This window comes from Pseudomonas sp. NPDC089743 (genome assembly GCF_044748785.1).
Classification (GTDB): domain Bacteria; phylum Pseudomonadota; class Gammaproteobacteria; order Pseudomonadales; family Pseudomonadaceae; genus Aquipseudomonas; species Aquipseudomonas putida_X.
The window spans coordinates 278,085-292,091 of sequence record NZ_JBIVGS010000003.1 but is presented as its reverse complement, the minus strand read 5'-3'; the positions used below and the strand labels follow the sequence as shown (position 1 = coordinate 292,091).

12 protein-coding genes are annotated in these 14,007 nt (G+C 62.5%); 8 read left to right on the top strand and 4 right to left on the bottom strand.

The genetic code is table 11. The features are described 5' to 3' along the window. The first annotated feature begins 39 nt into the window (after window positions 1–39). From gatC to ACIPZC_RS08140, 5 genes are all read left to right on the top strand, one after another. Window positions 40–327 carry an Asp-tRNA(Asn)/Glu-tRNA(Gln) amidotransferase subunit GatC gene (gene gatC / locus ACIPZC_RS08160; protein WP_241804222.1) on the top strand — a complete coding sequence of 96 codons (288 nt, stop codon included), beginning with the start codon at window positions 40–42 and terminating at the stop codon, window positions 325–327. Window positions 328–342: 15 nt separating this feature from the next. Beyond that, window positions 343–1,794 carry an Asp-tRNA(Asn)/Glu-tRNA(Gln) amidotransferase subunit GatA gene (gatA, locus tag ACIPZC_RS08155; RefSeq protein ID WP_241804221.1) on the top strand — a complete coding sequence of 484 codons (1,452 nt, stop codon included), beginning with the start codon at window positions 343–345 and terminating at the stop codon, window positions 1,792–1,794. Window positions 1,795–1,805: 11 nt separating this feature from the next. Then, window positions 1,806–3,251 carry an Asp-tRNA(Asn)/Glu-tRNA(Gln) amidotransferase subunit GatB gene (gatB, locus tag ACIPZC_RS08150; protein ID WP_400626111.1) on the top strand — a complete coding sequence of 482 codons (1,446 nt, stop codon included), beginning with the start codon at window positions 1,806–1,808 and terminating at the stop codon, window positions 3,249–3,251. Window positions 3,252–3,407: 156 nt separating this feature from the next. Continuing rightward, the gene (locus tag ACIPZC_RS08145; protein WP_241804219.1) at window positions 3,408–3,782 is read left to right on the top strand and encodes a septal ring lytic transglycosylase RlpA family protein; all 375 of its coding nucleotides are present in this window, start codon (window positions 3,408–3,410) and stop codon (window positions 3,780–3,782) included. Window positions 3,783–3,842: 60 nt separating this feature from the next. Continuing rightward, window positions 3,843–4,886 carry a calcium/sodium antiporter gene (locus ACIPZC_RS08140; protein ID WP_241804435.1) on the top strand — a complete coding sequence of 348 codons (1,044 nt, stop codon included), beginning with the start codon at window positions 3,843–3,845 and terminating at the stop codon, window positions 4,884–4,886. 75 nt (window positions 4,887–4,961) lie between these two features. On the opposite strand, the gene ACIPZC_RS08135 is transcribed toward ACIPZC_RS08140, so the two are convergent. The 4 genes from ACIPZC_RS08135 to ACIPZC_RS08120 form a co-directional block, all read right to left on the bottom strand. Next, window positions 4,962–6,317: an amino acid permease gene (locus ACIPZC_RS08135; protein ID WP_241804218.1), complete on the bottom strand. Its 1,356-nt coding sequence runs from the start codon at window positions 6,315–6,317 to the stop codon at window positions 4,962–4,964. Between the two features lie 55 nt (window positions 6,318–6,372). Next, window positions 6,373–7,314 (bottom strand): AEC family transporter, encoded by a 942-nt coding sequence (locus ACIPZC_RS08130; protein WP_400626108.1) that lies wholly within the window; start codon window positions 7,312–7,314, stop codon window positions 6,373–6,375. A 258-nt stretch (window positions 7,315–7,572) separates the two neighbouring features. Next, entirely contained in the window at window positions 7,573–8,133 is a 561-nt protein-coding gene (locus ACIPZC_RS08125; protein ID WP_241804216.1) for a response regulator transcription factor, read from the bottom strand. Further along, window positions 8,133–9,389 carry an ATP-binding protein gene (locus ACIPZC_RS08120; RefSeq protein WP_241804215.1) on the bottom strand — a complete coding sequence of 419 codons (1,257 nt, stop codon included), beginning with the start codon at window positions 9,387–9,389 and terminating at the stop codon, window positions 8,133–8,135. Before ACIPZC_RS08120 ends, ACIPZC_RS08125 begins: the two co-directional genes overlap by 1 nt. 202 nt (window positions 9,390–9,591) lie before the next feature. On the opposite strand from ACIPZC_RS08120, the gene ACIPZC_RS08115 reads away from it, so the two are divergent. From ACIPZC_RS08115 to ACIPZC_RS08105, 3 genes are all read left to right on the top strand, one after another. Beyond that, on the top strand, window positions 9,592–10,308 hold the full coding sequence (locus ACIPZC_RS08115) for an SIMPL domain-containing protein (protein ID WP_241804214.1): 717 nt from the start codon (window positions 9,592–9,594) through the stop codon (window positions 10,306–10,308). Window positions 10,309–10,617: 309 nt separating this feature from the next. Continuing rightward, window positions 10,618–12,243: an ABC transporter substrate-binding protein gene (locus ACIPZC_RS08110; RefSeq protein ID WP_267818539.1), complete on the top strand. Its 1,626-nt coding sequence runs from the start codon at window positions 10,618–10,620 to the stop codon at window positions 12,241–12,243. A 135-nt stretch (window positions 12,244–12,378) separates the two neighbouring features. Then, a complete protein-coding gene (locus ACIPZC_RS08105; RefSeq protein ID WP_400626105.1) occupies window positions 12,379–13,971 on the top strand; it encodes an ABC transporter substrate-binding protein in 1,593 nt (530 codons plus the stop codon). Window positions 13,972–14,007 lie beyond the last annotated feature (36 nt).

The window sequence follows — 14,007 nt, the reverse complement described above, 5'->3', positions numbered from 1 at the left end:
CGGACCTTATTCCGTTCTTTGTTTCCCCTGGAGATACCCATGGCGCTTGAACGCTGCGACGTGGAAAAGATCGCCCATCTGGCCCGTCTGGGCCTGAATGAAGGCGAACTGCCACGCACTACCGATGCACTGAACAGCATTCTCGGGCTGGTCGACCAGATGCAAGCGGTCGACACCACCGGCATCGAACCCCTGGCCCACCCCCTGGAGGCCAGCCAGCGCCTGCGTCCCGACCAGGTCACCGAAAGCAACCAGCGCGATGCCTACCAAGCCATCGCACCGAAGACCGAAAGCGGTCTGTACCTGGTTCCCAAAGTCATCGAGTAAGGGATAGTGCCTGCCATGCATCAATTGACCCTGGCCGAGATCGCCCGCGGGCTCGCCGACAAGTCGTTTTCTTCCGAAGAGCTGACCGGCGCCCTGCTGGCGCGCATTCAGCAACTCGACCCGCAACTCAACAGTTTCATCAGCGTCACCGAGGAGCTGGCCCTGGGCCAGGCCCGTGCCGCCGACGCCCGTCGCGCCGCCGGTGAGACCGGCGCACTGCTGGGCGCCCCCATCGCCCACAAGGACCTGTTCTGCACCCACGGCGTACGTACCAGCTGCGGCTCGAAGATGCTCGACAACTTCAAAGCGCCGTACGACGCCACCGTGGTCGCCAAGCTGGCCGAGGCCGGCATGGTCACCCTGGGCAAGACCAACATGGACGAATTCGCCATGGGGTCTGCCAACGAATCCAGCCACTACGGCGCGGTGAAGAACCCCTGGAACCTCGAACACGTGCCTGGCGGCTCGTCCGGTGGCTCCGCTGCGGCCGTGGCCGCCCGCCTGCTGCCGGCGACCACCGGCACCGATACCGGCGGCTCTATCCGACAGCCGGCGGCACTGACCAACCTCACAGGCCTCAAGCCGACGTACGGTCGTGTTTCGCGCTGGGGCATGATCGCCTATGCCTCCAGCCTCGACCAGGGTGGCCCGCTGGCCCGCACCGCTGAAGACTGCGCGCTGCTGCTGCAGGGCATGGCCGGTTTCGACGCCAAGGACTCCACCAGCATCGACGAGCCGGTGCCGGACTACAGCGCCAACCTCAATGCCTCGCTGCAAGGCCTGCGCATCGGCCTGCCAAAAGAATACTTCGGCGCCGGCCTCGACCCGCGCATCGCCGAATTGGTACAAGCCAGCGTCAAGGAGCTGGAAAAGCTCGGCGCAGTGGTCAAGGAAATCAGCCTGCCGAACATGCAGCACGCAATCCCTGCGTACTACGTGATCGCGCCGGCCGAAGCCTCTTCCAACCTGTCACGCTTCGACGGCGTGCGCTTCGGCTACCGCTGCGACGCGCCCAAAGACCTGACCGACCTGTACAAGCGTTCCCGTGGCGAAGGCTTCGGTGCCGAAGTCCAGCGCCGCATCATGGTCGGCACCTACGCCCTGTCGGCAGGCTACTACGACGCCTACTACGTCAAGGCGCAGCAGATCCGTCGCCTGATCAAGAACGACTTCATGACCGCCTTCGAAGGCGTCGACCTGATCCTTGGCCCGACCACGCCGAACCCGGCCTGGAAGCTCGGCGCCAAGAGCAGCGACCCGGTCGCGGCATACCTTGAAGACGTCTACACCATCACCGCCAACCTGGCGGGCCTGCCGGGCCTGTCGATGCCAGCCGGCTTCGTCGATGGCCTGCCGGTCGGCGTGCAGCTGCTGGCTCCGTACTTCCAGGAAGGCCGCCTGCTCAATGTCGCGCACCGCTACCAGCAGGTCACCGACTGGCACACCCGCGCCCCCAACGGCTTCTGAGGAATTCACACATGCAATGGGAAGTTGTGATCGGGCTGGAAATCCACACCCAGCTGGCCACCCAGTCGAAGATCTTTTCCGGCAGCGCCACCACCTTCGGCTCCGAGCCGAACACCCAGGCGAGCCTGGTTGACCTTGGCATGCCTGGGGTATTGCCGGTACTGAACCAGGAAGCCGTGCGCATGGCCTGCATGTTCGGCCTGGCGATCGATGCCCAGATCGGCAAGCGCAACGTGTTCGCGCGCAAGAACTACTTCTACCCCGACCTGCCCAAGGGCTACCAGATCAGCCAGATGGACCTGCCGATCGTCGGCAAGGGCCACCTGGACATCGCCCTGGAAGACGGCACCATCAAGCGCATCGGCGTAACCCGCGCGCACCTGGAAGAAGACGCTGGCAAGAGCCTGCACGAAGACTTCAGCGGCTTTACCGGTATCGACCTGAACCGGGCCGGCACGCCGCTGCTGGAAATCGTCTCCGAACCGGACATGCGCAGCGCCAAGGAGGCCGTCGCCTACGTCAAGGCGATCCACGCGCTGGTGCGCTATCTGGGCATCTGCGACGGCAACATGGCCGAAGGTTCGCTGCGCTGCGACTGCAACGTCTCGATCCGGCCCAAGGGCCAGGCCGAGTTCGGCACACGCTGCGAGATCAAGAACGTCAACTCGTTCCGCTTCATCGAGCGTGCGATCAACAGTGAGATCCAGCGCCAGATCGACCTGATCGAAGATGGCGGCAAGGTGGTTCAGGAAACCCGCCTGTACGATCCGAACAAGGACGAGACTCGCTCCATGCGCAGCAAGGAGGAAGCCAACGACTACCGTTACTTCCCCGACCCGGACCTGCTGCCGGTGGTGATCGAGGACAGCTTCCTCGAGACCATCCGTACCGGCTTGCCGGAGCTGCCACCGCAGAAGGTCGAGCGCTTCCAGAGCCAGTATGGCCTGTCGGCCTACGACGCCAACGTGCTGGCCTCCAGCCGTGAACAGGCAGACTACTTCGAGCAAGTGGTGAAGATTGGCGGTGACGCCAAGCTGGCCGCCAACTGGGTCATGGTCGAACTGGGCAGCCTGTTGAACAAGCTGGGCATCGAGATCGACCAGGCACCGGTCAGCGCCGAGCAACTCGGTGGCATGCTGCTGCGTATCCGCGACAACACCATCAGCGGCAAGATCGCCAAGACCGTGTTCGAGGCCATGGCCGCCGGTGAAGGCGATGCCGACAGCATCATCGAGAGCAAAGGGCTGAAACAGGTCACCGACACCGGCGCGATCGACAAGATGCTCGACGAAGTGCTTGCCGCCAACGCCGAGCAGGTCGAACAGTACCGTGCTGCCGACGAAGCCAAGCGCGGCAAGATGTTCGGCTTCTTCGTCGGCCAGGCGATGAAGGCCTCCAAGGGCAAGGCCAACCCGGGGCAAGTGAACCAATTGCTCAAGGCCAAGCTCGAAGGGTGAGCTGAAACCAGCGGCGAGGGCTTTGCCCTCGATCGCCGACAAGCCGGCGCCCACCTGTTCAACGCCGCCCCATGGGACGGCGTCTTGCCCTGTGGAAGCCGGCTTGCCGGCGACGGGCCGCACAGCGGCCCCACTCGCAGCACCGGAGCTCCTGATTTGCTAAAACGATCCCTCGGCACCCTGGCCCTGTTTTCCCTGTTGGCCGGCTGCGCCAGCCACGACATCGATCCCCGAGGCTACAACCAGACCGGCACCGCCTCCTATTACGGCGCCCGCCACCACGGCAAACGCACCGCCAGCGGCGAAGCCTTCAACCAGCACGGCTTGACCGCCGCGCATCGCAGCCTGCCCTTCGGCAGCCGGGTACTGGTCACCAACCTCGCCAACCAACGCAGCGTGGTGGTCCGCATCAATGACCGCGGCCCGCACACACGCGGCCGGCTCATCGACCTGTCGCGCGCTGCAGCAGAAAAAATCGGCATGATCCGTAGCGGAACGGCGCGCGTGCGGGTACAAGGTCTAAGCGACTGACGCAACGGAGTTACAACCATTTTCGACCTGGCCACCCTCCCCACCTTCAGCCTCCTGCAACTGGGCATAGCCTTGCTGTTGCTGGTGGCCGGCGCCGAACTCCTGGTGCGTGCCGCCCTTCGCCTGGCCCAGCGCGTGCACGTACGCCCGCTGATCATCGGCCTGAGCCTGGTGGCATTCGGTAGTACAGCGCCACAGCTGACCGTCAGCCTGCAGGCCGCCTATCAGGGCGCGCCCGATGTCGCCGTGGGCAGCGTGATCGGCAGTAATATCTTCAATGTTCTGGTGATTCTTGGCCTGGCGGCTTTGATCATCCCGCTCCGCGTCTCGCGCCAACTGGTGCGCCTGGACATCCCCCTGATGATCGTCGCCAGCGCACTGGTCTACGCGCTGGCCGCGAACGGCCACCTGGGGCGGGTGGAAGGGTTGGTGCTGCTCTCGGGCCTGGTGGGCTATCTGGTCATGCTCTGGCACCAGTCGCGCCACTATGCCCGCACCTACCCTGCGCCACGTGCACTGGCCAGCAGCGCCGGTCGCTTCTGGACCGGTACGCTGCTGCAAGTGGCGTTCGGCTTCGGCCTGCTCAGCCTGGCCGGCCACTTGCTGCTGGAAGCGGCGGTCGAAGTCGCGACGGACCTCGGTTTGTCTGAACGCATCATCGGCCTGACCGTTGTCGCGGTGTGCACGTCCCTGCCCGAGCTGGCGGCGGCGCTGATTGCCGCCCTGCGAGGAGAACGGGAGATCGCTGTGGGCACGGTGATCGGCAGCAACCTGTTCAACCTGCTGGCAGTGCTCGGCCTGACCGCACTGACCGCACCCGAGCCGCTGACCATATCGCCAAACGCACTGGGCTTCGACCTTCCGGTGATGCTCGGCGTCGCGGCGCTGAGCCTGCCGGTGTTCTACTCCGGGTACCGGATTACCCGCGCCGAAGGGTTGGTATTCCTTTGCCTGTACCTTGCCTACGGGCTGCACGTGGTGGCGTTCACCACCGGCATGCCGCTGGCCGGCCGCCTGGAACGGCTGATGCTGTTCTATGTATTGCCAGTGCTTGGCCTGGTGCTGCTGTACACCACCGTGAGGGCATGGCAGCGACAGCACTAACGGCGAAACGGTCGTGGCGCGGTGAAGGGCATGTTGCGGGTAGCGCGCCTGGCCACCCACGACAGGCCCCATGACTCAAGCCTGCCGAGCTTTCTTCAAGCGGAACGCCACCCACAGCAGCGCAATCCACCCGGGGATCAGCATCACTGAAATACGGATCGGCGGGGTCAGGTACATCACCACCAGAATCAGCACGATGAATGCCAGGCACAGGTAGTTGGTGAACGGGTGCCCCCAGCTTTGATAGAACGGGGTAATACCTGCCGCCAGCTTGGCCTTGCGGAACTTCAGGTGGGTGATGCTGATGCTCGCCCAGTTGATCACCAGCGCCGACACCGCCAGCGCCATCAGCAGGCCGAATGCCTCACCCGGCATCAGGTAGTTGATCACCACGCACATGCCCGTAGCGAATGCCGACACGCCCAACGCAGTCAATGGCACGCCGCTGCGGCTGACCTTGAGCAACTGGCGTGGTGCATCGCCCTGGCTCGCCAGGCCGAACAACATGCGGCTGTTGGCGTACACGCAACTGTTGTAGACCGACAGCGCAGCCGTGAGCACTACGATATTGAGGATGGTCGCCACCAGATCGCTGTCCAGTTCGTGGAAGATCATCACGAACGGGCTGCCACCCTGAACGACCTTCTGCCACGGGTACAGCGACAACAGCACGGCCAGCGCGCCGATGTAGAAAATCAGGATGCGATAAACCACCTGGTTGGTAGCCTTGGGAATGCTCTGGCGCGGGTTGTCCGCTTCGGCGGCCGTGATACCTACCAGCTCCAGGCCACCAAAGGAGAACATGATCACCGCCAGGGCCATCACCAGCCCGGTGACGCCATTGGGGAAGAACCCACCGTATTGCCACAGGTTGGCCACACTGGCGTCCGGGCCGCCATGACCGCTGCTCAGCAGCCAGGCGCCGAAGCCGATCATGCTGACGATGGCCACTACCTTGACCAGTGCGAACCAGAATTCCATCTCGCCATAGACCTTCACCTGGGTCAGGTTGATGAGGTTGATCACCACGAAGAAGATCGCCGCCGTGGCCCAGGTCGGAAACTCCGGCCACCAGTACTGCACGTAGATGCCCACGGCGGTAAGCTCGGCCATGCCCACGAGCACATAGACCACCCAGTAGTTCCAGCCCGAGACGAAGCCTGCGAACTCACTCCAGTACTGGTGTGCGAAGTGGCTGAAACTGCCGGCGACCGGCTCTTCGACCACCATTTCGCCCAACTGGCGCATGATGAAGAAAGCCATCAGGCCAGCGATGGCATAGCCCAGCAAAACGGAGGGGCCCGCCAGCTGGATGGTCTGGGCGATGCCCAGGAACAACCCGGTACCGATGGCACCCCCCAGCGCGATCAGCTGGATATGGCGATTCTTCAGCCCGCGCTGCAACCGCTCGGGCGTACTCTGGTCTTGCATGAAGTGTCCTTAAGCTCAGTGAGGCAGTGTTTTTGTGATGTATGCAGTCAAGGATCTAGATCCATCCGCCCCACTGCAAGATGAAAATACCAATATTGGTGGTGATCGCCGCCATTAGCGTAGTAATCACGATGATCGAGGCCGCCAGTTCGTGGTTGCCGTTGGCTGCCCGTGCCATGACATAACTGGCCGCCGCCGTTGGGCTGCCGATGTACAAGAACAGAATGCCCAGCTCGGCCCCGCGAAAACCGCAGAGCCAGGCACCGAGCGTGCCGAACAGCGGCAACCAGAGCATCTTCACCAGGCTGACGTCGATGGCCAGCTTGCCGCTGTCGCGCAGGGCATTGAGCGACAAGGTGCCACCGATACAGATCAGCGCCAGCGGCAGGGTCATCTGCGCGAGGTAGTCACCCGAGGTGAGCAACCAGTTGGGCAGGGGTACCTGGCCGTAGGCCATGGGCGTGGCCAGCAGCACGCTGATGATCAGCGGGTTGCTGATAATGCTCTTGCAGATGCTCCACGGGTCGGATTTCAGGTCCGGGCTGTATACCGCCAGCACCACGGCTGAAAGTGAGTTGTACAGCAGGATCACCAGGCCGGCGAGCACTGCCCCCAGGGAGATACCGTAGTCCCCGTAAAGGCTCGCGGCCAGGGCCAGGCCGATCACGCCATTGTTGCCGCGGAACGCCCCCTGGGTGTAGATGCCGCGGTCGGCCAGCGGGCTGCGCCAGATGGCCAAGCCCCAGGCCAAGGCGAAACCGACCAGGGTGGCAGCGACGAAATAGAGGATGACCCCCGGTTTGACCGCCGCTGCCAGGTCGGCATGGTAGATGCCGAGGAACAGCAACGCAGGCATGCAGACGTTGAACACCAGTTGCGAGGCAACACGGTTGAAATTGTCGTCGATCAGGTGAATGCGTTTGAGCAGCACGCCCAGGAACAGCATGGCGAAGACGGGCGCCGTGATGTTCAGCGTCTGGATAAGAAGGGCGAGCATGCGCTAGCGATCCTGAGGAGGTTGCCGTTAGGGGGCTAATGATACGCCAACAGGCCAGGAGTTGCGGGGATCAGCTGCAATATAAAGAAATTTCTGCAAGGCCCTATCGCCGGCAAGCCGGCCCACACTCATGTGGACTGCCCCCAGGAAGTTGAACACCAATCCAACATCTTGGGGCAGCTCACTGTGTTGAAGCCTGCGCCCGCACCTGGGGGAGCCGGCTTGCCGGCGATAGGGCCGGCACTGCCAGAAATAAGCTCAGCGCCGCACAGGCCGCTTCTGCAGTTTGCGCTGCAATGTGCGCCGGTGCATGCCCAGCGCCCGCGCGGTCGCGGAAATATTGCCCTCGTGCTCGCTGAGCACGCGCTGGATGTGCTCCCACTGCAAGCGGTCCACCGACATGGGGTTTTCCGGCACCAACGTGTCCAGGTCCGTATGCTCCGAGAGCAGTGCGGCCAACACATCATCGGCATCGGCGGGTTTGCACAGGTAGTTGCATGCCCCGCGCTTGACCGCCTCGACCGCCGTGGCAATGCTCGAATAGCCGGTGAGGATCACCACGCGCATTTCAGGGTCCAGTTCCAGCAGCTTTGGCAGCAGTACCAGGCCGGAGTCGCCTTCCATCTTCAAGTCCAGCGTGGCGTAGTCCGGCAGGTCGTTCTGCGCCAGGGCCAGGCCTTCCTCGGCGGAGCCTGCAGTGCTCACACGGAAACCGCGACGGCTCATGGCACGGGCCATGACCCGCGTGAAGGTGGCATCGTCATCCACCAGCAGCAGGTGCGGCAGCTCTTCGCTTTCGACCTGGTTTTCTTCGCTCATCATTCATCTCCTCGCTTGCCACGGGGCAGGCGCAGTTCGGTCAGGGTGCCACCCTGCTCATGACTATAGAGTTTCACCGAACCACCCGCACGGGTCACGCTGGCTTTGCTCAAGAACAGGCCCAGGCCGAAGCCTTTGCCTTTGGTGGTAATGAAGGGTTTGCCGATCGCTTCGGCAATGGCCGGCGGCACGCCGGGGCCATGGTCGCGGATGCTGATGACGATATCCTGGGCGTCCCAGTCCAGGCGCACCTCCAGATCGTCAGGGCACGCATCGGCGGCATTGTTCAACAAGTTCAGCAGTGCCTGGGTCAGGTCCGGTGGCGGGGTCAGGCGCGGTACCTGGCCATCGCGCAGACGCTGGAAGCGGTAGCTGGCTTCGGGGCGCATCAGGTGCCAACGGTTCAGCGCCTCATCCAGCCATTCGGTCACGTCCTGCTCCACCACCGCAAGGCGGCGGTTGGCTTCGGCGGCACGCACCAGCTGCTGCAGGGTTTCCTTGCACAGCTTGACCTGGTCCTGAAGGATCTGCAGGTCCTCCTGCAACAATGGGTCGGCGTGGTCCTGGCGCATTTCGTTGAGCAACACGCTCATCGTCGCAAGCGGCGTGCCCAGCTCATGGGCCGCACCGGCGGCCTGGGTGGCCACGGCCAACAGTTGTTCGTCGCGCAGGCTTTCTTCGCGCCGTTCAGAGCGCAGTTTTTCCTGGCGGCGCAGCTCTTCGGCCATGCGCGCGGCAAAGAAGGTGATCACCGCAGCCGCCAGCGCGATGCTCAACCACATGCCGTAGACCTGCATCTTGTCCCGCGCCATCGGCAGCCCCTCGAGCGGGTAGAACTGGACCAGCAACAGGCTGTAGGCGGTCAGGGCGATACCCGAAAGAATCAGCGAGTAGAGCCAGGGCAAGGTCACGGCGGCGATGGCCAGCGGCACCAGGTAATAGGAAACGAAAGGGTTGGTCGAGCCGCCCGAGTAATACAGCAGCGCGCTGTGGATCAGCAGGTCGCAGGCCAGCTGCAGCGCGTATTCCAGTTCGGTGACCGGCAGCGACAGGCGCAAGCGCAAGGCGGTGAAGGCGCACAGCAGGGACGACAGGGCCAGGGTCGCAGCCAGGGAAAACCACGGCAGCGGCAGCAGTTCGGTCCAGTAGGCGACGCCCACCGAGCCTGCCTGAGCGGCCAGGACCAGAACGCGAATGACAGTCAGGCGCCAGAGGTTCTGGCGGGTAGCGGACAGCGGTTGTGCGGCGGCGAGCATGAGCTCTCCTGATGAGTGCTCCAGGACAATCGGCTGGAGTATACCGAAGCCAGGCGCCGAGCTGCAGCGATGCGGCAAAGCGCCACAGTTTGTCACAGGTTCATGATGGCACTTTTGAACCCACTACACTGATCCCGGTCTCATGGGCCATGCGTGGGATGGATGGCCAGAACCCACGCCTTTCATTGCCAAGGAGTATCACATGCCTAACCCTCGTCGCGGCGCTGCCCTGATCCTTTCCTGCGGCCTGCTTGCCAGCCTGCCGGCGCTGGCGGCTGATGAGCCGCGCTACAACCAGGTATCGCTGCGTGCCGAAGTCAGCAAGGAAGTGCCGCGCGACCTGATGGTCGTGACCCTTTATAGCGAAGCGCAAAACACCGACCCGGGCAAGCTTGCCAAACAGATCACCGAAACCATGAACAAGGCCGTGCAGCAGGCCCGCCAGGTCAAGGACGTGAAGATCAGCCAGGGCAGCCGTAACAGCTACCCGGTCTATGACAGCAAGGGGCAGAAGATCACCGGCTGGCGCGAGCGTGCCGAAGTGCGCCTGGAAAGCGCCGACTTCCCGGCCCTCTCTCAGCTCAGCGCCGACCTGCTGCAGGACCTGAAGATGGGCGGCATGGACTTCTCTATCGCCCCAGCCACGCGCAAGGCCAGCGAAGACGCCTTGCTCAAGGATGCGGTCAACGCCTTCAAGGCGCGCGCGCAACTGGCGACCGAAGCCTTGGGTGGCAAGGGCTATAAGGTGGTCAGCCTGAACCTCAACAGCAGTGGCTACCCACGCCCCTATCTGCGCAGTGCGCCGATGGCCATGAAAGCCATGGGTGCCGACGAAGCAGCACCGGCGCCGGATATCGAGGCAGGTACCAGCGAAGTCAGCATGAACGCTGACGGCCTGATCGAAGTGCAGATGCCTTGATCAACGCTGGCGATTCACGGGGCGCTTAGCGCCCCAGCAGCATCATTAAAGGTATTTCCTACGCACTGAAATAGTGCTTCCTACAAATTCCCTCCCGCGAAACATCCTGCAAAAAGCCATCATTTCGCCCTCGCAAACGTTCAACTTCATCGAAAGTTATACAAATGCGACATCCATGTACGCTCGTACTACTTTTCTGACGCCAACTATCCTTAGCAGTGTTGCATTGGGAACACACCCTGCATAAGTATCCGCAGGTCGGCTCACGAGGCCACCTCGAACCAGAAAAATGACAACAATGAGGCCACCATGCTCAAACACGCAGTCATTCCGTTCCTGCTCGGCGCAGGCTTGCTGACCGGCGCTCCGCTCGCCCACGCCGCGTCCAACCTGGTGTTCTGCTCCGAAGGCAGCCCCGCCGGCTTCGACCCGGGGCAATACACCACCGGAACCGACTTCGACGCCTCGGCCGAGACCGTGTTCAACCGCCTGACCCAGTTCGAACGTGGCGGTACCGCTGTCATCCCGGGCCTGGCAACCAAATGGGAAGTGTCCGACGACGGCAAGACCTACACCTTCCACCTGCGCGAAGGGGTCAAATTCCACACCACCGACTACTTCAAGCCAAGCCGCGAATTCAACGCAGACGACGTGCTGTTCACCTTCAACCGCATGCTCGACAAGAACCACCCCTTCCGTAAGGCCTACCCCACTGAATTCCCCTACTTCACCGACATGGGCATGGACAACAACATCGCCAAGGTGGAGAAACTCGATGAACACACCGTCAAGTTCACCCTCAACCAGGTGGACGCCGCGTTCATCCAGAACCTGGCCATGAGCTTTGCCTCCGTGCAGTCGGCCGAGTACGCCGACCAGTTGCTCAAAGAAGGCAAGGCTGCAGACATCAACCAGAAACCGATCGGCACCGGCCCCTTCGTGTTCAGCAAGTACCAGAAAGACGCCCAGATCCGCTTCAAGGGCAACAAGGACTACTGGAAGCCAGAAGATGTGAAGATCGACAACCTGATCTTCGCCATCACCACCGACGCCTCGGTGCGCATGCAGAAGCTGAAGAAGAACGAGTGCCAGGTGACCTTGTTCCCGCGCCCTGCCGATATCGAGCCGCTCAAGGCCAACGATAAGCTGCAGATGCCGCACCAGGCCGGGTTCAACCTGGGGTACATCGCCTACAACGTGATGGACAAGCTCAAGGGCAGTGACCAACCCAACCCGCTGGCTCAACTGAAGGTGCGCCAGGCACTGGACATGGCGGTCGACAAGCAGAAGATCATCGAGTCGGTGTACCAGGGCGCCGGTCAGCTCGCCGTCAATGCCATGCCGCCGACCCAGTGGTCCTACGACGACAGCATCAAAGACGTACCGTACGACCCGGAAAAGGCCAAGCAACTGCTCAAGGAAGCCGGGATCAAGGAAGGTACCGAAATCAGCCTGTGGGCCATGCCGGTGCAGCGCCCGTACAACCCCAACGCCAAGCTGATGGCCGAGATGCTGCAGGCTGACTGGAGCAAGGTCGGCATCAAGGCGAAAATCGTCAGTTACGAATGGGGCGAGTACATCAAGCGCTCCAAAGGCGGCGAACAAGGCGCCATGCTGATCGGCTGGAGCGGCGACAACGGTGACCCGGACAACTGGCTAGGCACCCTGTATGGCTGCGATGCGGTCGACGGCAACAACTTCTCCAAGTGGTGCTACAAGCCCTACGACGACCTGATCAAGCAGGCCAAGGCCACGCCTGACCAGGCCAAGCGCACCGAGCTGTATCAGAAAGCGCAACATATCCTCAAAGAGCAGGTGCCGATCACGCCGATCGCCCACTCCACGGTCTACCAGCCGATGAGTGCCAAGGTTAAGGACTTCAAGATCAGCCCGTTCGCACTGAACTCCTTCTACGGCGTCAGCGTGGAGAAATAGCGCCGGGCACTCGCAGCACCCTCGCCCACTTCTACTGTTCACACTCACCCCGGCGCTACCCGCGCCGGGGTTGGGGGCCTGTTGCCGCATTTCGTATCCCGAAGCGGCAAAAACAGACGGAAAAAAGGATTTGCCATGCGCCATACCTCACTGGTTTCCACACTGCTCGCCTTGGGCCTGCTAAGCCAGGCGCCGGCCCTTCAGGCCGCTAACCTGGTGTTCTGCTCCGAGGGCAGCCCGGCTGGGTTCGACACCGCTCAATACACCACTGCCACCGACAACGATGCGGCAGAACCGATCTACAACCGCCTGGTGGAATTCGAACGCGGCGGTACCGCTGTGCACCCCGCTTTGGCAACGAAGTGGGAAGTATCCGATGACGGCCTGCGCTACACCTTCCACCTGCGCGAAGGGGTGAAATTCCACGCCAACAAGGCATTCACACCCAGCCGCGACTTCAACGCCGATGACGTGCTGTTCACCTTCAACCGCATGCTCGACCGCGAGCACCCGTTCCGCCGGGCCTACCCCACCGAGTTCCCCTACTTCGTCAGCATGGGCCTGGACAAGAACATCGCCGGCATCGAAAAGACCGGCCCGATGACCGTGGTGTTCACCCTGAACAAGGTCGATGCCGCTTTCGTGCAGAACCTGGCGATGAGTTTCGCGTCGGTGCTGTCGGCTGAATATGCCGAGTATCTTTTGGCGAGCGGGCGCCCCAGCGACATCAACCAGCAGCCCATCGGCACCGGCCCGTTCGTGTTTCAGCGTTACCAGAAGGATTCGCAGATCCGTTTCAAAGGCAACAAGCACTACTGGGCCCCGGATGAGGTGAAGCTCGACAACCTGGTGTTTTCGATCAACACCGACCCCTCGGTACGCATCCAGAAGCTGCGCCGCGGCGAATGCCAGGTCACCCTGCACCCACGCCCGGCCGACCTGCCAGCACTCAAGCACGACAGCAAGCTGCAGGTGCTGCAACAACCTGGTTTCAACCTCGGCTATATCGCTTACAACACCCAGCACCCACCGTTCGATCGCCTGGAGGTACGCCAGGCCCTGGACATGGCAGTGAACAAGCAAGAGATCCTGCAAGCGGTGTATCAGGAGTCCGGCCAACGCGCAGTCAATGCCATGCCACCGACCCAATGGTCTTACGACGACAGCGTCAAGGACGCCCCCTACGACCCTGAAAAAGCCCGCCAGTTGCTCAAGCAGGCCGGGGTCAAGGAAGGCACCGAAGTCACCCTGTGGGCGATGCCTGTGCAGCGCCCGTACAACCCCAACGCCAAGCTCATGGCCGAGATGCTTCAGGCCGACTGGAGCAAGCTCGGCTTGAAGGTGCGCATCGTCAGTTATGAATGGGGCGAGTACATCAAGCGCATGAAAAGCGGCGAGCACGACATCGCCCTGATCGGCTGGACCGGTGACAACGGCGACCCGGATAACTGGCTGGGCACCCTCTACAGCTGCGATGCCATCGGCAGCAACAACTACTCGCAGTGGTGCGACCCGCAGTACGACAGCCTGGTCAGGCAGGCCAAGCAGGTAACCGACCGCGAGCAGCGTACGGTGCTGTACCAGCAAGCCCAGCAACGCCTCAAACAGCAGGTGCCGATCACCCCGGTGGCGCACTCCACCGTGAACCAGCCGCTGAGCGTCAAGGTGGCCGGGTTCAAGGTGAGCCCCTTTGGCCGCAACGACTTTTCCGGAGTGAGCGTCGATTGAACGCTAGCCCGTAACGGCCCGTTGGCCGGCAAGTCG